Source organism: Streptomyces sp. NPDC056738 (assembly GCF_042790435.1).
Taxonomy (GTDB): Bacteria; Actinomycetota; Actinomycetes; order Streptomycetales; family Streptomycetaceae; genus Streptomyces.
The window spans coordinates 320,319-338,549 of record NZ_JBHTZF010000006.1; the positions used below are offsets into that span (position 1 = coordinate 320,319).

Consider the following 18,231-nt stretch of genomic DNA (forward strand, 5'->3'; position numbering starts at 1 on the left):
GCAATGTTCTCGCTACCGCGGTCGGTCACGCGGCGACCCGCTCGGAGCCGGCCGCGGTGATGCCCTTGGTGGAGGCGATCACGTTCTTCAGCTTCTTGGAGAGCGCCTCATAGAACATGCTCAGGGGAAACTCGTCCGGAAGCACGTCGTCGACGAGCTTGCGCGGCGGCAGGGACAGGTCGAGGGCGTCGGGACCCTTGGCCCAGCGGGAGCCGGGGTGCGGGGCGAGGTAGGTGGAGACGAGCTCGTACGCCTTGAACCAGTGGACGAGCTTGGGGCGGTCGATGCCGGCTCGGTAGAGCTCCTCGATCTCGGAGCAGAGCTGGTTGGTGACCTGCGGGGCGCGCTGCCAGTCGATGTGCAGCTTGTTGTCGGTCCAGCGGACGACGTCGTGCTTGTGCAGGTAGGCGAAGAGGAGCTGGCCGCCCAGACCGTCGTAGTTGCGCACGCGGTCGCCGGTGAGCGGGAAGCGGAACATACGGTCGAAGAGGACGGCGTACTGCACGTCACGGCCGTGCTCGTTGCCCTCGGCCTCCAGCTTCACGGCCTCCTTGAAGGCGGTGAGGTCACAGCGCAGCTCCTCCAGGCCGTACATCCAGAACGGCTGGCGCTGCTTGATCATGAAGGGGTCGAACGGCAGGTCGCCGTGGCTGTGGGTGCGGTCGTGGACCATGTCCCAGAGCACGAAGGCCTTCTCGCAGCGCTCCTGGTCGTGGACCATGGCGGCGATGTCCTCGGGCAGTTCGAGGCCCAGGGTGTCCACGGCGGCCTCGGTGACGGCGCGGAAGCGGGCGGCCTCGCGGTCGCAGAAGATGCCACCCCAGGAGAATCGTTCCGGCGCCTCGCGCACGGCGATGGTCTCCGGGAAGAGGACGGCCGAGTTGGTGTCGTACCCGGCGGTGAAGTCCTCGAACGTGATGCCGCAGAACAGCGGGTTGTCGTAGCGGGTGCGCTCCAACTCGGCCAGCCACTCGGGCCACACCATGCGCAGCACGACCGCTTCGAAGTTGCGGTCCAGGTTGCCGTTCTGGGTGTACATCGGGAAGACGACCAGGTGCTGGAGGCCGTCCTCGCGGTTCGCGGCGGGCTGGAAGGCCAGCAGCGAGTCCAGGAAGTCGGGCACCTCGAAGCCGCCGTCGGCCCAGCGGCGCAGGTCCTTGACGAGCGCCTCGTGGTACGCGGCGTCGTGGGGCACGAGCGGCGAGAGCGCGTCTATCGCCTCGGCCACCCGGCGCACGACCGCCTCGACGTCTGCGGCGGCGGGGGCGCCGTCCGCCTGGAGGTCGATGGAACCGTCAGCGGACTGCCAGGGCCGGATCTGCTCCACGGCAGCCTTGAGCACGGGCCACGCCGGGTGCTCCACCACCCTGGCCACGGGAGGAACCCGCTCCTCCGAACCCACCTGCACAAGAACTTCCGTCATGTCCCATCCTCCACAGGAAAACCTCGCGTATGGACACCGTATGTATGCGAGGTTCCGTTACGCAAGAGGAAAGCCGGGAGATTATCCTGTGCACCCCCCGTCTTCACCGCTCTTTTTCCTGTCTGACACCGTCCATGCGATGACATGCGCCACAGCTTCCCGGGCGGCACGGGCGTCGGCCGGAACCTCCGGACAGCCGAACGGCCGGTGGAACACACCCCGTTGGCCGCTCCCGGCGACCCGTGCCACGGCTTCCCCGGCCACCTCTTTGCGCCCCTTCCCGCAGACTGGTGGTGTACGCGTGGCCCTCGTCACGCCGAGGGTCTCCGGGCCCCGGTCATGGTGAGGTTCGCCGGGCCCCGGTCACGGTGGGGTTCGCCGGGCCTCTCGTCCCGTCCGCGCTCGCGGTGCGGCGCCCGTCCCGGCGCTCCCGCCGCGCCGTGTGAATCCGACACTCCCATTGCACGGCGTAGGAACGGGTACACAGCACAGCCAGGCCATTAGGCTGCGGCCTGCCGCGTGGCCGCCCGTCGGAACCACGCGCGAGCCGAGCCGCCGTCGACGGAAGCGAGTCGAATCTTGAACTTCCTCACCATCGGTCACCGCGGAGTGATGGGTGTCGAGCCCGAGAACACCCTCCGTTCCTTCATCGCCGCCCAGAACGCGGGCCTCGACCTCATCGAACTCGATCTGCATCTGAGCAAGGACGGCGCCCTCGTCGTCATGCACGACGCCGAAGTGGACCGTACGACCGACGGCACGGGGCCGATCGCCGACAAGACGCTCGCGGAGCTGCGCACGCTCGACGCGGGCCACGGCGAGCGCGTCCCCGTGTTCGAGGAGGTCCTGGAGGCGGTCAGGACGCCGTTGCAGGCAGAGATCAAGGACGTGGCGGCGGCCAGGGCGCTCGCCGAGGTGATGCACCGCAAGGACCTCGTCGGACGGGTGGAGGTGTCGTCGTTCCACGACGAGGCGATCGCCGAGATCGCCCGGCTGGTGCCGGGCGTCCGTACCGCGCTGATCGCGAGCCGCTACGGGACCGACGTGGTGGACCGCGCCGTCGAGGCCGGTGCCGCGACCGTCTGCCTGAACATCCGCAGGCTGAGCCTGGAGGTCGTCGAGCACGCCCGCAAGGCCGACCGGAAGATCATCGGCTGGGTCGTGAACACCCAGGACCACCTCCGGCTGGTACGCGCTCTGGAGCTCGACGGCGCCACGACCGACTACCCCGAGATCAAGCGCACGGGCCGTTTCACGGCGTAGCCGGACGAAGCCGGGCCCGCGCCGTTCGAGGCGATGTTCGCGAGGTTCGCGGGCCGTCCGACGGCCGCTCGGCGGGGACGCGCCGAGCGGCCCGGTCGGCGGCCGTGGTCGATGCCCCGGCCCCCGTCCGGGCCGGGAGGGCTCGGCCGCGTGGGTTCAGGCGAGCGGGTGCAGGCGGACAGGTTCGGACGAGCAGGTTCAGACGAGCGGCTTGACCAGCAGTTCGAAGCGCAGGTCGTCGCGCTGCGGGACACCGAAGCGCTCGTCGCCGTACGGGAAGGGCGTCATCCGGCCCGTACGGCGGTATCCGCGCCGCTCGTACCAGGCGATGAGGTCCTCGCGCACGGAGATCACGGTCATGTGCATCTCCGTGGCGCCCCACACCTCGCGGACCGTCCGCTCCGCCTCCGCGATGATCACCTTGCCGAGCCCGCCGCCCTGGAGCGCGGGACTGACCGCGAACATGCCGAAGTAGGCGTGGTCGCCGCGGTGCTCGAGCTGGCAGCAGGCGACGAGCGCGCCGTCCCGCTCCACGGTCAGCAGCCGGCTGTCGGGTGCCTCGACGATGGCGCGGACCGCGTCGGCGTCCGTCCGCTGACCGTCGAGGATGTCCGCCTCCGTGGTCCAGCCGGCCCGGCTGGAGTCACCTCGGTACGCCGACTCGACCAGCGCGACCAGCGCGTCCACATCGCTGTCGACGGCGTCGCGGAAGGTCAGTCCGGTGGCGGCGGCGGTTTCCATGGCGGCGGTTCTCCGATCGGTGACACGGCAGGGCACGCCCGAGCGTAACGCTCCCCCGGGAGCGGACCGACAGGTCCCGTGGCCTGTCGGGTCCTAGGCTCCGGGGCATGGTGCATGTACTGAGCAGCCGGACCCTCCTTCGCCCGACCGATCCGGAGCGTTCCCGCGTCTTCTACGGTGAGCGGCTCGGCCTCGCCGTGTACCGCGAGTTCGGCACCGGGCCCGAGCGCGGAACCGTGTACTTCCTCGGCGGCGGTTTCCTGGAGGTCGCCGGGCGCTCCGAGACGCCGCCCTCCCCCGCGCTGAAGCTCTGGCTCCAGGTCGCGGACATCGCGGCGGCCCACGAGGAGCTGACGGCCGCCGGTGTCGAGGTGGTGCGCGGGCCCGTGCGGGAGCCGTGGGGGCTGATCGAGATGTGGATCGCGGACCCGGACGGGACCGAGATCGTGATCGTCGAGATCCCGGCCGACCATCCCCTGCGTCACCGGCCCTGAGGCCCCCGGGCCGGTGTGTCCCGATGGCCGGTGCTCCACGGCAGGCTTAGCGTGCTGAGGGAACTCGCTGCGGAAGGAACGTCATGAAGCTCGACAGGCCCGTGCCCGGCGGACCCTGCTGGACAGAGCTCGGCACCGACGATCTGGAGGGCGCCAAGGCCTTCTACGCCGATCTGTTCGGCTGGCGCCCCGAGACGGACCCGCGCCCGGAGGCGGGCGGGTACACCGTCGCCCACCTGGGGGACGCGGCCGTCGCGGCGATGACCCCGATCTACCAGGAGTCGCAGCCCGTCGCCTGGAACGTCTCCTTCGCCGTCACCGACGTGGACGCGACCGCTGCGGCCGTGCAGGCCGCCGGCGGAACCCTCGCCCTCGCTCCGATGGACGTGCTCGACGTGGGCCGTTTCGCGGTCGCCTTCGACCCGGGCGGCGCCGTGTTCCAGATGTGGCAGGCGCGGGCCTTCCCCGGTGCGGGTCTGTTCAACGCCCCCGGCTCGCTCGGCTGGGTGGAACTCCTGACCCGGGCCCCGGACCGGGTGACCGAGTTCTACACGACGGTGTTCGGCTGGACCGTGAAGCCCTCGCCGCACTACCCGCAGTGGGGCATCGACGGCGCCGACTTCGGCGGCATGGTCACGATGGACGAGAACTTCGCGCACGAGGTCCCCTCGCACTGGCTGCCCTACTTCGCCGTCGAGGACGTGGACGAGACGGCGAACGCGGTCCTCATGGCGGACGGCCACCTGCTGATGGAGCCCGTCTCCCAGCCGGGCGGCCACCGCCGCCTGGCCGTCGCCCGGGACAGACAGGGCGCGGCCTTCGGGATCTACGCGGACGGCGGCGCGAAGGGCTGATCCGGGGAATCCACGCGGAGGCCCGAAGGGCCGACCAGAGGGGGCCGACCCGAGGGGACCGACCCGAGGGGTCTGCCTGCTCTGCGGCCCCGGCCCGGTCAGGCGCGGGGCAGTCGCAGCCGGCCTTCGAGCTGCCCGAGCAACTCACCCAGGAGTCCGGCCAGTTCACGCCGGCGCTCCCCGTCGATGCCGGACAGGACACCGCTCTCGTAGGCGAGTTGATCGGGGAGGACGGCGTCGACGAGGTCCCGTCCGGCGTCGGTCAGCCGGACGTGTGCGACACGCCGGTCCCGGGTGTCGCCGCGCCGCTCGACGAGACCGCGTTCAGTGAGCTGCTTGAGCCGCTTGGTCACGGCCGCGCCCGAGGAGAAGGTCTCGCGGGCGATGTCGCTGGGGGTCAGCTCGTGCCCGGTGCGGCGCAGTGTCCCGAGCACGTCGAACTCTGGGCGGGTGAGCCCGGCCCGGCGCAAGGGCGCGTCCTCGGCCTGCTGGAGGAGCGCGGCACAGCGGTTGACCCGCCCGATGACCTCCATGGGCCCGGTGTCGAGGTCGGGCCGCACGTTCTCCCACTGCCGCACGACGGCCGCCACGGTGTCACCGGCGACGGCGGCGCCGGGGGACCGCTCGGCGGGGCTGCCGGCGGAAGGCTCCCCGTGCGGCGCCGGCTCACGGTCCGTCGCCGGATCACCGTCCGCCGCCGGATCGCCGCCCCGGGCCGGGTCGCCCTCCGCCGCTCTCCGCCCGTCCGCTGTCGTCATGCCTGTGCGCCCTCCCAGCAGTGCAGTCCCTGGCGTCGTACCGTCGCGGCGAGCGTACGGTGTCCGGCCTGCTCGGCCCGCATCACCCGCTCCTCCGGCAGGGCGTGCTTCCACCATTCGCCCGCGGCGGCGTCCGCGACGGAGCGCAGGTGAACGACGGCGGCGGACAGTCCGCGGCGGGCCGATTCCAGGGCGCCGGGCTCGGGCCGCTCCTCGGCGAGCAGTGCGGCGGCGTGTTCCTGGGCCCGCCCCACGGCGGAGAGCGCCTCCTCGATCCGGTCACCGGCCCGCCGGTTGGTCACGGCGACGGCCGCGAGGAACCCGACGACCGCTCCGACGAGGGTGTCCAGGACCCGGTCGGTCATCAGCTCGCCGGGCCGCTGGGTGTGCGCGAACTCGGTGATGAGCAGGGCCATGGGGGTCACGCAGACACTGCCGAGCCAGTAGTTGCGGCCGATCAGCGCCTCGGCGCCGAAATTCAGCGCGAGGCAGCACAGGACGAGGGCCGCCTGGCCCACGTGGGCGAGCGGGACGAGGACGGCGAAGACGGCGACCCCGACGAGGTTGCCGGTCACGCGCTGGACTCCGCGGCTCCAGGTCAGGGTGACGTTGGCCTGGTAGAGGGAGGCGGCGGTGACCAGGGCCCAGTAGGGGCGGCCGACACCGAACGCGAGTGAGACGTATCCGGCGAGGGCGCAGCCGAGCGCGGTGCGCAGGGCGACGGGGGCGAGCGGGCCTAGCCGGGCGAGCAGGCGCGGTTCCCCGAAGGCGAGGGCGGCCTCGACGCCGAGAAGCTCGACCGCGGCGTCCCCGAGCCCGTCGGGGCACGGGACGGGTCCGGTGCCGGAGAGTGCGCGGGCCCAGCCGCGCAGCCGTCCGGGATCCGTGTCGGCGGGTGCGGCGAGCGCGACCTCGGCCCGTACGACGAGCCGTTCGAGAGCGCGCCGGGGTTCGCTGCGGGCTCCGGTGGACAGCAGCGACTGCCAGGCGGCGTGGACGGCGGCGGCCGCGGCGGCGCGGGCACGGGGGTCGTCGGGGGCGTCGACGGACACGGCCGCGGCGTTCAGCGCGTGCGCGGTGGCACGCCGTTCCGGGCCGTGCGGGCGTACGAGCCCGGGCGCCATGCCGACGATCCAGGCCCAGGCCCCCGCCGCCGCGCCCAGCGCGAGGTGGCCCGGCACCTGGCCGAGACTCTGCGGCACGAACAGGGACGCCGAGGAGATGAAGGCGAGGACGACATGGCCCGGCGGGCCGATGGGCGTGGCGTCGCACAGGATCTTCTGCGTGGCGGCCAGCAGCGCGCCGACGGTGACCAGCACGACGGCGTTCGTCGTGAGCGAGGCCGTTACGAGCGCGACGCCCAGTCCGCCGAGCATCCCGGCCACCACCCAGGCGAGGGCCCGGGCCCGGGCGGCGTAGGGACGGCTGTGGGCGTAGAGCGCGCAGAGCGACCCGGCCATGGTGTACATCGCCAGGTCCAGCCGGCCGAGTGCCAGCAGCGTGAGGTTCGGCGGGGCGACCGCGACGACGACGCTCAGGGCGGGCTTGAACCAGATGTCCGAGGGCCTGCCGAGACGCAACGCGCCGGCCAGCGGGAGCCGGCGGGCGGGCGATGGACGGGGAGGGGTCGCACTGCTCATTCCACAACCTTAGCAGGTGTTTTATCTGTAAATTAGTTTCTCCGACCGCCTCCCACCTGCGACGCACCCCCGCACGCTCCCCCGTGTACACCCCTGCGCTCGCTTGCGCCCCGGCCGGCCGGGGCATGCCCTGACCGACCGCCCGATGTCCGGCACCGCTGCCCGGCACCTTCCGCCCGGCATCGCGTGTCCTGCGTCGCGTGTCCGAGGTCGTCTTGCGGGGAGGTACGCGGTGCACGGACCGGCTTCACCCGGCTGGCTGCTCGTCGCGCTGTGCGCGGCGACCGGGGCCTACTGCCTGCTGCGGATGCGCAGCCCGGTCGAGGAACAGCGCCGCACCGCGGGCGGCGAGGCCCTCATGGGGTTCGGCATGGCCGCGATGGCCGTACCGGCGGCCGTGGTGACCCCGCCGCGCTGGGCCTGGTTCGTGTGCACGGCCGTCTTCGGCGTCGCCGCGCTGCGCGCGCTGTGGACGGCCCGCGGCGGCGGACACCATCTGCACCATCTGATGGGCACGGTCGCGATGGTCTACATGGCCGCGGTGATGACCACCGCCCCCGCCCACCACGTCCACGGCGGCACCGGCGTCCCCGTCCTCACCGGGGCGCTCCTGCTGTACTTCACCGGCTACGTACTCCGCTCCGGGGCCCGCCTCCTGCCCCTGGCCGTCGCGTCGGGGCCCGTCGCGTCGGGGCCCGTCGCGAGCGGCCCGCCCGCGGGTGCCGTCGGCTGGGGCGACCGCCCCGAACTCTCCCGGGCCTGCCGCCTGTCGATGGGCATCGCGATGCTGGCGATGCTGATCACGCTCTGAGGCCCGTTCGTCCGCTACGCACCCGTGGCGTACGTCACTTGGGGTCGCGGGGCGTATCCAGCGGCGGGCCCCGCTCATAGGCTTCGGCCATGATGGTCCCCGCGGCACTGTTGCTGCTCGGCGCCCTTGCCTCCGTGGTCGCTCCGCGACTGCTCGCACGGGCCGACTGGCCGGACCGGGAACCCGTGGTCGCCCTGTGGGTGTGGCAATGCGTGGTGGCGGCCGTCCTGCTGTGCTGCGTCCTGTCGATGACACTGAGCGCGTCCGCCGCCTGGGTGGCCGTGCGCGGACCTGTCTTCGGCGGCGCACCGGCGGCGGTCGTCGAAGCCTATGTGCCGAGAGCGGGCGCCCCCTGGGCCGCAGCCACGGCGGTGGCCCTCGCATGCGGCGGCGCCTGGACCGCGGCGATGCTGGCACGCGAGATCGTACGGGCGCGGACGCGCCGTCGGCAGAACCGGTCCGAACTCCTGGTGCGGGCACCGCTGTTGCCCGGTGAGGAGGGCGGCACCGCCGGCCGTCTCGTCGTCCTGGAGGGGGAACGCCCCGACGCCTGGTTCCTGCCCGGCGCCGCTCCCCGACTGGTCATCACCACAGCCGCGTTGCGCCGCCTCAAGGGACGCCAACTGGACGCCGTACTCGCCCATGAGCAGGGCCACGCGCGGGCCCGGCACGACTGGCTGCTGCACTGTTCGGCCGCGCTGGCCAACGGGTTTCCGCAGGTTCCCGTGTTCGCCGCGTTCCGCGACGAGATGCACCGGCTGGTCGAACTCGCCGCCGACGACGTGGCGTCGCGCCGGTTCGGACGGCTCACGATCGCTCTCGCCCTGGTCGAACTCAACGAGGACCGGAGCGTGTTCGGACCCGGCCCGGCGAGCCCCGGCGCGCATCTCCCCCAGCGGGTGGACCGCCTCCTCACACCGCGGGACCGGCTCCCGGCGGGCCGCCGGCTGCAACTGACGGCGGCAGCCGCGCTGGTGCCGGTGGTCCCCGTCCTCGTGGCGTTCGTACCGGGTCTGCGAGCACTGGGCTAGCCCGTACCACCGAGCCACTCGCCCGATCGGCGGTATCCGGACTCCCGCGCGGGGGCGGCGGACGAGTGCTTCTTGACCGCCACGGGCAGCGCCGCAAAGGATCTCCCGCATGACCTTCAAGGGTGTGCTCTTCGACTTCTCCGGGACCCTCTTCCGCGTCGAGGACACGGAATCGTGGCTGCGCGCGGTGCTCGTGGAGAGCGGTCATACGCTCCCGGAGCGGGAGTTGGCCGAAAGGGCGCGTGCCCTGGAGGCGGTGGGCGCGCTCGCGGGCGGAGCCCCTCCGACGCTCCCGGTGCCGGATCACCTCCGCGACCTCTGGGCGTCCCGCGACCGCGGTGCCGAGCAGCACCGGGCGGCGTTCACCGGCCTCTCCCGGCAGGTGTCACTGCCCGATCCGGGTCTGCACGACGCTCTCTACGACCGCCAGATGCGACCCGCCGCGTGGCGGCCCTATCCCGACGCCGCCGAGGTGCTCGGCGCGCTGCGCGAGCGGGGTCTGGTCGTCGGGGTGGTCAGCAACATCGGCTGGGACCTGCGGCCCGTCTTCCGCGAGCACGGGCTCGACCCGTATGTCGGGACGTACGTCCTGTCGTACGAGCACGGTGTCCAGAAGCCGGATCCGCGGCTCTTCGCGACGGCCTGCGCCGAACTCGGCATCACCCCGGAGGACACCCTGATGGTCGGCGACGACCGCACGGCGGACGGCGGCGCGGCCGCCCTGGGGTGCGCGGTGCTCTTCGTCGACCATCTGCCGGGGGCGGACCGCCCGGACGGACTGCGGCCGGTGCTCGACCTGGTGGACACGAACTGACGCACCGGAGACAGCCGTTCGGCGTCGCCGGAACACCCGTTCAGGAATCCCGACAAGGAAGCGACGACTTTCGGCCACGGGCAGGCCGGCAGCGTCAAGTTCTGGCCAACAAAGGCCAAACGCTTCGCAATGCGGGATCCGTGGCTACGTTGGCGCCTCCGCCACACAGTCCCGAGGTCCGCAATGAAGACAGTGTTCTGGATTCTCCTCGCCGGCTTCCTCACCTGCGTCACCGGCGCCGCTCTCGTCAACACGGCGCGCAGTGACGACAGGGAGACCCTCGTCGGCAACGTCCTGCTGAGTCTGTCGGTCGGCTGGTACATGGTCACCACCTGGCGACGCGCCTACCTGGCCGTGAACCGGCGCACATCCTTCGACGGAATGTCCGGGACGCGGAACGACGCTTCGCGGCGCGAGGACGGCAGCCGTCTCGACGGCACTCCCCCGACGCCCGCTGCCGCGCGTCCGACCTGAGGCGATCCCCCGCGTCGCCCCAGGTCGGCGGCAGCCCGGAACCGACCCGCGAAGGGCCTCGATCCGGACGCGTTGAGTATAGTTGGCTGGCAGCCAGTCAACGCAGGAGTTACAGCATGTCCCCGCGAAGCGCCTCGGTCAATGAAGAGTTGCGGCGGCGCTCCCGGGAGCGCTTGCTGCAAGCCGCGGTCGAGCTCGTCAGCGAGCACGGGTACGACGCCACGACGCTCGGGGACATCGCCGATCGCGCGGGATCGGCGCGCGGGCTCGTCTCGTACTACTTCCCCGGCAAACGCCAGCTCCTGCAGTCAGCGGTGCACCGGCTGATGCACCGCACGCTGGAGGAGGCCCTCGAACGCGAACCGCGCAGCGAGGACGGCCGGGAGCGGATGGCCCGGGCCATCGACGCGATCCTCGGCCTCACCCAGGACCAGCCGGTGCTGATGCGGCAGCACATGGCCGGGCTGCTCCAGGCCGAGGGGTTCGTGCAGTGCCCCGAACAGGTGCGGCTCTCCGAACTGCTCGGGGACACCGTGGCACGGTACGGATCGCAGCAGGTCTCGGCCGACTACCCGATGCTGCGCGCCCTGCTCATGGGCGCGGTCTACTCGGCGCTGGTGCCGGGCGTCCCGATGAAGGTCCCGGTGCTGCGGGCCGAGCTCTTCAAGCGCTACCGGCTGGACTGGGAGATGGGGACGCCGCCGGACGCCGAGGCGTCGAACCGCCCCCGCGAGACGGATCTCTCCCGCTTCTTCGCGACCGATCCGGAGCCCGAGCACGACCCCGAGCCCAAGCACGGACCCGAGCCCGAGCCCGCGGACGGTCCGTCCACGTAGCCCACGGCTCAAGGGCGTTCGGCGTGACGATGAGCCCTACCCGCCGGCGGGCCCGCACCAAGGGCCACCGGCGAGCCGGGCCGCCTCCGTCAGCGGCGCGCGTGACGAGGTGCCAGGAACCCCGCGTCGCGGGCCCCGGCGATCAGCCTGAGGGACTTGCGGCGGCTGTGCCCGGTGGCGTCCATGACCGCGAGCACCGGATCCACTCCGTCCCGCTGCGCCGCCATGTACTCCTCCGCCACCAGCAGACGCCCCTCGGCGCCGCGCGGCCAGGTGGGCCGGGCGCGCCGCGCCTGGCTCTCCCGCTCCTGTTCGGGGCCGGTGCCGAGGCGGCCGCCGCACGCCTCGGACAGGGGTTCCTCGATCCACTCGGCGACCACCGCGAGGTCGTCCAGGGACAGGGGCGGCTCGGCCCGTACGTCCTCGATGGACAGGGCCGTCGCCGAGAGCACCGCGAGCAGGTCGACCCTGGCACCGTCGGCGAAGGCCAGCCGGACGTGGAACCAGGACGTGACGCCCGACGCGGACTCCCGCACTTCCCAGGCGGGCCACACCGACACGTCGCCGTCCGCGCGGCAGCGGTCGGACAGATTAAGAAACGATGCGTCTAGCACATACGGAACGTAACCGCATCATCACATTCCATACGAACGGACACGCGCGTGATCGGCACGCACCGCACCCTGTCAGCGGAGCACCCGGTGGTGCGATCCTGGGAGCACCAGCGATGTCCTGTCAGCGATCTTCCTGATCCCTCGGGTGAGGAGTTCCGCCGTGCTGCGTGTCGCCGTCGTCGGTTCGGGACCCAGCGGGGTCTACAGCGCACAGGGCCTGGTCCAGCGGAGCGGGCCTCCCGACGTCCGCGTCGACGTCCTGGACCGGCTGCCCTGCCCGTACGGCCTGGTGCGCTACGGCGTGGCGCCCGACCACGAGAAGATCAAGTCGCTCCAGAACAATCTGCGGACCGTCCTGGAGGACGAGCGGGTGCGCTTCCTCGGCGGCGTCGAGGTGGGACCCGGCGGGGTGTCCGTGGCGCGGTTGCGGGAGCTGTACCACGCGGTCGTGTACTGCGTCGGCGCCGCCACCGACCGGCATCTCGGCGTGCCCGGCGAGGACCTGCCCGGCAGTTGGTCGGCGACCGAGTTCGTCTCCTGGTACAGCGCGCACCCCGACGCCGTGGCCGGTGACTTCGTGGCCGGGGCGCGCTCGGCCGTCGTCATCGGCGTCGGGAACGTGGCGGTCGACGTGACCCGCATCCTGGCCCGCACGGAGCCCGAGCTGAGCCCCACCGACATCCCGCAGGCGGCGCTCGGCGCGCTGGCGGCCAGCGAGGTCACCGAGATCAGCATGGTCGGGCGGCGCGGGCCGTCGCAGGCCCGCTTCACCACGAAGGAGCTGCGCGAGCTGGGCGGCCTTCCGGGGGCCGACATCAGGGTGGACGAGGCGGAGCTGGCACTCGATCCGGCCTACCTCGATCCGTCCGGGCTGCCCGGGGCCCAGCGGCGCAACGTGGAGGTCCTCCGGGGCTGGGCGGCCGCCGCGCCACGGGGCCGGCTTCGTCTGATCCGCCCGCGCTTCTTCCTGCGGCCCGTCGAACTCCTCGCCGACGGGGGCCGGGTGGGCGCGGTGCGGTTCGAGCGGACGGTTCCGGACGGGGCGGGCGGGGTGACGGGGACGGGGCGGTTCGAGGAGATCGAGGCCCAGTTGGTGCTGCGCTCGGTGGGCTATCGCGGGGTGCCGCTGGAGGGGATGCCGTTCGACTCCGGTCTCGGAACGGTGCCGCAACGGGCGGGACGGGTCCTGCGGGACGGCGCGGTCTCGCCGGGTGAGTACGTGGCGGGCTGGATCAAGCGAGGTCCGACCGGGGTCATCGGGACCAATCGCCCGTGCGCCAAGGAGACGGTGGCCTCCCTGCTGGAGGACGCCCCCGGACTCGTACGCCGAGAGGTGGCCGGTGATCCCCTCGACGCACTGCGGGCCGAGGGGATACGGCCGGTGGAATGGGCCGGATGGCAGGCGATCGAGCGGGCCGAGGCGGAGCTGGGAGCCAGCCTGGGCCGCGAGGTGGTCAAGCTGCCCGACTGGGAGGCGCTGTGGACGGCGGCACGGGCCGCCACGTCCTGACCATGGCGCCGGCTGCCGGCGGCCCACGGTGAGCGGCCCCCACGAGCCACGGGCCGGGGCCGAAGGCCGCACGGGCGGACACCCCGCCCGTGCGGCCTTCGGCCGGTTCGTTCCTGCCTGGACCACCCGCCGTCGGCCTCGACCTCCGGCGGCGTGAGGGGGTTCAGCGTGTCAGGGGGTTCAGCGTGTCAGGGGCTCGTGAGGATGACGAGTCGCTGGGTCGCCCGGGTCATCGCGACATAGCGGTCGACCGTTCCTTCCACGCCCTCTCCGAAGTTCTCCGGGTCGACGAGGACGACCAGGTCGAATTCGAGGCCCTTCGACAACTCCGGTGTCAGCGAACGGATCCGGGAGGTCGCCCGGAACGTCGGATCGCCGATCACGCAGGCGATGCCCTCGGCGTGGTCGCGAAGCCAGGTGTCGAGCACCGACTCCAGGTCCGCGACCGAACCGTGGGCGACGGGGACGCCGGAACTGCGCACGGAGGTCGGCACGTTGGCGTCCGGCAGCGCGGTCCGGACGACCGCCTCGGCCTCCACCATGACCTCTTGCGGCGTCCGGTAGTTGATGGTCAGCGAGGCCACGTCGATCCGGTCGAATCCGACCCGCCCGAGCCGTTCCTCCCAGGACTCGGCGAAACCGTGTCTGGCCTGTGCGCGGTCCCCGACGACGGTGAAGCTCCGGGACGGGCAGCGCCGCAGCAGCATCTGCCATTCCGCGTCGGTCAGTTCCTGCGCCTCGTCGACGACGACGTGCGCGAACGGCCCCGCGAGCAGGTCCGGTCGGTCCGCGGGCAGTCCGCTCTCGTCGATCAGGGTGTCCTGCAGATCCCGGCCGCGCAGCATCGTCACCGCGCCCTCGCCGTCGTCGTCGGCCGCCAGCACGTTGTCGATGACGCCGGCCATGCGCTCGCGTTCGGCCGCGACGGACGCCTCGTGGCGACGCCTTCGCAGCGAGGTCTCCGGGTCGCCGAGCCGCTGCCGCGCCGCGTCCAGGACGGGCAGGTCGGAGACCGTCCAGGCCCGCGGGTCCGGGCGCTGCAGTCCGCGGACGTCGTCGGGTCCGAGCCAGGGAGCGCACAGCCGAAGGTAGGCGGGCACGGACCACAGGTCGCCCACGACGTCGGCCGCGTCGAGCAGCGGCCACGCGCGGTCGAGGGTCCCGACGAGCTCCTGGTCGTGCAGCAGCGCTCTGCGCAGCAGTTCGGGCGGGACGTCGTCGTCGTGCTTGTCCGTCAGGATCGCGACCAGCGCCTCCCAGATCTGGTCGCGTGCCTCGTTGTGCGGCGTGCCCGGCTCCGCCGCCTCGAACGCCTCGGCCCAGTCGTCGGCGCTCAGCGGGACCTCGGCCCACGGGGTCGTGACCGTCATCCCCCGGGCGGGCGGGTCCTCGTAGAACCTGACGGCCGTCTCGATCGCCCGCACCATGTCCGCGGTCGACTTCAGACGGGCCACGTGCGGGTCGCGCTCGGCCGCCGCTCCGGCTCCCTCGGCGACGAGGTCGCGCAGGGTACAGATCTGCACGCCCTCTTCTCCGAGGCTGGGCAGGACGTCGGCGACGTAGGAGAGGTAAGGCTGGTGCGGACCGACGAACAGCACGCCGCCGCGTCGGTGGCCGAGCCGGGGGTCGGAGTAGAGGAGGTAGGCGGAGCGGTGCAGGGCGACGACCGTCTTGCCGGTGCCGGGACCGCCGTCGACGACGAGGGCGCCGCGGGATCCCGCCCGGATGACGGCGTCCTGGTCGGCCTGGATGGTGGCGAGCACGTCCCGCATCCGCGCCGAACGGCTGCCGCCCAGACCGGCGATGAAGGCGGACTGGTCGTCGAGCGCCGCGTGCCGTTCGAGTCCCTCGGCGGTGAACACCTCGTCCCAGTAGTCGCTGATGCGGCCGTCGGTCCAGCGGTATCTGCGGCGGCTCGTCAGACCCATCGGGCGGGCGTGGGTCGCGGCGAAGAACGGCTCGGCGGCGGGAGAGCGCCAGTCGGTCAGCAGTCGGCGGCCCTCGCTGTCGGTGAGGCCGAGGCGCCCGATGTACAGGGGTCCGGAGCCGTCCGCCGGAACGACGTGTCCGAGGCACAGGTCGAGTCCGAAGCGGCGCAGTGCGCGGAGCCGCCCGGTCAGCCGGTGGATCTCCAGGTCTCGCTCCATCGCCTCGCGGCCGAGGCCGCCGGGCGCCCTGCGTTCGGCGTCGAGCCGGTCGGACAGTTCGGCGATCGCGCGGTCGAGGCTCTCGGCGAGCGCCGCGAAGTGCCGCTCGTCCGCGGCGATCAGCGCCGGGTCCGCCTTGGCGGAGAGCCGGCCGGGGAGGCGGAACGCGCTGGTGGTCAGAGGGCTCATGTCAACTTTCCGCAGGTCCTGGCTTCGGCCAGTGATTCTGCGGGACGACGGGGGCCTTGCCGCAAGCCCCCCGGTGCGCTATAAGTTGAGAGTGGCAAGGGATGGCTTTCCCCCTTGCCCTTTCTTTTTGCCCGGAACCCGGAGGCCTCGGAAGCGGCTCCGTGAGGGGTCCGCCGGCGCCGCGGTGAACCATCGGCGGCGGTGCCGCGAGGTGTCCGAAGCGGGCTCCGCGACGGTCACCGCTCCGGGCGCGCGGCCTGCCGGGTGGCGGCCTCCAGGACACGGTCGAGGAGTCCGGGGAAGAGCACTTCGAGGTCGTCCGTACGCAGGCCGTTGAGCTTCGCCGTGCCGCGGTAGACCTGGCGGACGACCCCGCTCTCGCGGAGCACCCGGAAGTGGTGCGTCGTCGTGGACTTCGTGACCGGCAGGAGGAAGTCCGAGCAGGAGAGTTCACGGCCCTCGACGGCGAGTTCGCGGACGATCCGCAGCCGCATCGGGTCGGACAGCGCGTGCAGGACCGATTCCAGCCGGATCTCCTCGCGCGCGGGGTGCGGCAGATCACGGCCACGTGCGGCGGGCGTCACGGCGGCTCCACTTCGTCCGGGGGCCTCGGTCCTCGCCCCCTCGTCTTCGGCATCGTCCGGCGGGCTTCACCCGACCCCGCCGCACTCCGGCATTGTACGAGACTCGTCGTAGTTTGACACTCGCCGTACTACGAGGTTTATCGTACGACGCATACATCGGTCCCGCCACGAATGGAGTCGGTCGTGAGCGCTCTCTTCGAGCCCTGCGTCCTGCGCGAAGTCACCATCCCCAACCGGGTGTGGATGCCCCCGATGTGCCAGTACTCGGCCGCGCCCGACGGCCCCTCGGCGGGCGCTCCGCACGACTGGCACTTCGCCCACTACGCCGCTCGCGCCACGGGAGGGGCGGGCCTGGTCATCGTCGAGGCGACCGCCGTCTCGCCCGAGGGCCGGATCTCCCCGTACGACCTGGGCATCTGGAACGACACCCAGGTCGAGGCCTTCCGCCGCATCACGCGCTTCCTGTCCGCGCAGGGCACGGTGCCGGCCGTGCAGCTCGGTCACGGCGGACGCAAGTCCTCGACCGAGCGCCCCTGGAAGGGCGGCGCCCCGGTCGGCCCGGACGCGCACGGCTGGCAGGCGGTCGCCCCGAGCGCGCTCGCGTTCGACGAGAAGCACCCGGTCCCGGACGAGCTGACGGTCGACGGAATCCGCGAGATCGTGGGTCAGTTCGCCGACGCGGCTCGCCGCGCCCTGGCGGCCGGCTTCGAGATCGTCGAGATCCACGGAGCCCACGGCTACCTCATCAACGAGTTCCTCTCGCCCCACTCCAACCACCGCACCGACGTGTACGGCGGCTCGTACGAGAACCGCACCCGGTTCGCCCTCGAAGTCGTCGACGCCGTGCGAGAGGTCTGGCCGCAGGACAAGCCGCTCTTCTTCCGTATCTCCGCGACCGACTGGCTGGAGGACGCGGGCTGGAGCGCCGACGACACCGTCCGCTTCGCCGCCGAGCTGCACGAACACGGCGTGGACCTGCTCGACGTCTCCACGGGCGGGAACGCCTCCGGTGTACGCATCCCCGTCGAGCCCGGCTATCAGGTCCCGTTCGCCGCACGGGTGAAGAAGGAGACCCCGATGGCCGTCGCCGCCGTCGGTCTCATCACGGAGGCCGAGCAGGCCGAGAAGATCGTCGCCAACGGCGAGGCCGACGCGGTGCTGCTGGGAAGGGAGCTGCTGCGCAACCCGTCCTTCGCCCGGCTCGCCGCACGTGAACTCGGGGCCGAGGTGCGCGTGCCGGACCAGTACCACCGGTCGGTGTAGGCGCCGTCCGGCCGCGGAGGCGACCGAACGGGGCCCGCTACGGGTGGTCGACCCGCCGCACCACCACCCTGCCGGAGAGCCGGGCCCCGACTCCGCCGGTCCGTCCGGCGCCCGCCGTGGGCGCCGGACGGGTGACACGCCGCGTGATCCGGATCACGCGCCGCGGACGCCCCCGCCCCGCATGGGGGCCGTCGTCCGGGGTAGCCGCCACGACACCGCCGAAGCACGGCCAGGACACGGAGACCCTACGTGCTGTAGGGTCCCGGCGGTGAGCGAGCGACGTACGTCAGGGGGAGCCCGTGAAGGAGCATGACACCGGGCGGGTGGCACGCGGACCGGCGTCCGTGCTGGCACTGCTCCTGCCGAGCCTCGGCATCGCCGCGCTGGGCGTGTACCACCTGTGCGGCTTCGATCTGCACGCCCTGCACGGGCGCCCGCACCTCGGCGACGGGCTGACCATGGCCGGAGTGATCACGGCCCTGGTGGCGGCAGGTGCCGCGCTCGGAGACCTCCTGTGGTGGGCGACCACACGCGCGGACCGCGAGCGGGGCGCGACACCGCACCGCTGAGGGCCACCCCCAATCCGCGGCGCCGAGGAACCCACTGAGGGCCACCCCCAATCCGCGGGGCCGAGGAACCCCGCAGCTGAGCCACCCCCCAATCGCCGCCGCCGAGGAACATCGCCGCTCAGGCGCGAAGCCCCACCGCCCTCCAGCGAGGGCCCCCCGCCTGAGGCCCCGTGCGCCGAGGCCCCCGACGCTGGGCCCCCCACACCCCGCCGAGGA

Annotated in this window: 18 protein-coding genes; 11 read left to right on the forward strand and 7 right to left on the reverse strand. The window is 72.5% G+C overall.

From position 1 onward, the window contains the following. Positions 1-25 precede the first annotated feature (25 nt). Positions 26-1,423 (reverse strand): DUF6421 family protein, encoded by a 1,398-nt coding sequence (locus ACFRIC_RS18430; protein ID WP_382786737.1) that lies wholly within the window; start codon positions 1,421-1,423, stop codon positions 26-28. A 579-nt stretch (positions 1,424-2,002) separates the two neighbouring features. On the opposite strand from ACFRIC_RS18430, the gene ACFRIC_RS18435 reads away from it, so the two are divergent. Beyond that, complete coding sequence (locus tag ACFRIC_RS18435; RefSeq protein ID WP_382786740.1) at positions 2,003-2,686, forward strand: glycerophosphodiester phosphodiesterase; 684 nt, start codon at positions 2,003-2,005, stop codon at positions 2,684-2,686. A gap of 198 nt (positions 2,687-2,884) precedes the next feature. On the opposite strand, the gene ACFRIC_RS18440 is transcribed toward ACFRIC_RS18435, so the two are convergent. Further along, positions 2,885-3,427, reverse strand: coding sequence for a GNAT family N-acetyltransferase (locus ACFRIC_RS18440; RefSeq protein ID WP_382786743.1), 543 nt, complete (start codon positions 3,425-3,427; stop codon positions 2,885-2,887). A 107-nt stretch (positions 3,428-3,534) separates the two neighbouring features. On the opposite strand from ACFRIC_RS18440, the gene ACFRIC_RS18445 reads away from it, so the two are divergent. Beyond that, the gene (locus ACFRIC_RS18445) at positions 3,535-3,921 is read left to right on the forward strand and encodes a VOC family protein (protein WP_382786746.1); all 387 of its coding nucleotides are present in this window, start codon (positions 3,535-3,537) and stop codon (positions 3,919-3,921) included. A gap of 83 nt (positions 3,922-4,004) precedes the next feature. Next, positions 4,005-4,775 (forward strand): VOC family protein, encoded by a 771-nt coding sequence (locus tag ACFRIC_RS18450; protein ID WP_382786749.1) that lies wholly within the window; start codon positions 4,005-4,007, stop codon positions 4,773-4,775. Positions 4,776-4,873: 98 nt separating this feature from the next. Here the strand turns inward: ACFRIC_RS18450 and ACFRIC_RS18455 are convergent, their stop codons facing one another. Continuing rightward, positions 4,874-5,533, reverse strand: coding sequence for a MarR family transcriptional regulator (locus ACFRIC_RS18455; RefSeq protein ID WP_382786752.1), 660 nt, complete (start codon positions 5,531-5,533; stop codon positions 4,874-4,876). Next, entirely contained in the window at positions 5,530-7,173 is a 1,644-nt protein-coding gene (locus ACFRIC_RS18460; protein ID WP_382786755.1) for an FUSC family protein, read from the reverse strand. The genes ACFRIC_RS18455 and ACFRIC_RS18460 overlap by 4 nt, the downstream gene beginning before the upstream one ends. Positions 7,174-7,405: 232 nt before the next feature. Here ACFRIC_RS18460 and ACFRIC_RS18465 point away from each other — a divergent pair, with 232 nt between their 5' ends. From ACFRIC_RS18465 to ACFRIC_RS18485, 5 genes are all read left to right on the forward strand, one after another. Continuing rightward, the gene (locus tag ACFRIC_RS18465) at positions 7,406-7,984 is read left to right on the forward strand and encodes a DUF5134 domain-containing protein (protein WP_382786758.1); all 579 of its coding nucleotides are present in this window, start codon (positions 7,406-7,408) and stop codon (positions 7,982-7,984) included. 89 nt (positions 7,985-8,073) lie between these two features. Continuing rightward, positions 8,074-9,015, forward strand: coding sequence for a M56 family metallopeptidase (locus ACFRIC_RS18470; protein WP_382786761.1), 942 nt, complete (start codon positions 8,074-8,076; stop codon positions 9,013-9,015). A gap of 109 nt (positions 9,016-9,124) precedes the next feature. Then, a complete protein-coding gene (locus ACFRIC_RS18475; RefSeq protein ID WP_382786764.1) occupies positions 9,125-9,829 on the forward strand; it encodes an HAD family hydrolase in 705 nt (234 codons plus the stop codon). Between the two features lie 183 nt (positions 9,830-10,012). Continuing rightward, positions 10,013-10,303, forward strand: coding sequence for a hypothetical protein (locus tag ACFRIC_RS18480; RefSeq protein ID WP_382786767.1), 291 nt, complete (start codon positions 10,013-10,015; stop codon positions 10,301-10,303). 116 nt (positions 10,304-10,419) lie between these two features. Continuing rightward, a complete protein-coding gene (locus ACFRIC_RS18485) occupies positions 10,420-11,139 on the forward strand; it encodes a TetR family transcriptional regulator (RefSeq protein ID WP_382786769.1) in 720 nt (239 codons plus the stop codon). Positions 11,140-11,228: 89 nt separating this feature from the next. Here the strand turns inward: ACFRIC_RS18485 and ACFRIC_RS18490 are convergent, their stop codons facing one another. Continuing rightward, positions 11,229-11,699: a DUF6214 family protein gene (locus tag ACFRIC_RS18490; protein ID WP_382787236.1), complete on the reverse strand. Its 471-nt coding sequence runs from the start codon at positions 11,697-11,699 to the stop codon at positions 11,229-11,231. A 214-nt stretch (positions 11,700-11,913) separates the two neighbouring features. Here ACFRIC_RS18490 and ACFRIC_RS18495 point away from each other — a divergent pair, with 214 nt between their 5' ends. Next, positions 11,914-13,263 (forward strand): FAD-dependent oxidoreductase, encoded by a 1,350-nt coding sequence (locus ACFRIC_RS18495; protein ID WP_382786772.1) that lies wholly within the window; start codon positions 11,914-11,916, stop codon positions 13,261-13,263. A gap of 188 nt (positions 13,264-13,451) precedes the next feature. Here ACFRIC_RS18495 and helR read toward each other — a convergent pair whose 3' ends face one another. Further along, a complete protein-coding gene (gene helR / locus ACFRIC_RS18500) occupies positions 13,452-15,599 on the reverse strand; it encodes an RNA polymerase recycling motor ATPase HelR (protein ID WP_382786775.1) in 2,148 nt (715 codons plus the stop codon). A 236-nt stretch (positions 15,600-15,835) separates the two neighbouring features. Beyond that, positions 15,836-16,183: an ArsR/SmtB family transcription factor gene (locus ACFRIC_RS18505; protein ID WP_382786777.1), complete on the reverse strand. Its 348-nt coding sequence runs from the start codon at positions 16,181-16,183 to the stop codon at positions 15,836-15,838. A gap of 183 nt (positions 16,184-16,366) precedes the next feature. On the opposite strand from ACFRIC_RS18505, the gene ACFRIC_RS18510 reads away from it, so the two are divergent. Together ACFRIC_RS18510 and ACFRIC_RS18515 are read left to right on the forward strand one after the other, a co-directional pair. Continuing rightward, positions 16,367-17,446, forward strand: a complete 1,080-nt coding sequence (locus ACFRIC_RS18510; RefSeq protein WP_382786780.1) for an NADH:flavin oxidoreductase/NADH oxidase — start codon at positions 16,367-16,369, stop codon at positions 17,444-17,446. A 299-nt stretch (positions 17,447-17,745) separates the two neighbouring features. Next, positions 17,746-18,015, forward strand: a complete 270-nt coding sequence (locus ACFRIC_RS18515) for a hypothetical protein (protein ID WP_382786783.1) — start codon at positions 17,746-17,748, stop codon at positions 18,013-18,015. Positions 18,016-18,231 lie beyond the last annotated feature (216 nt).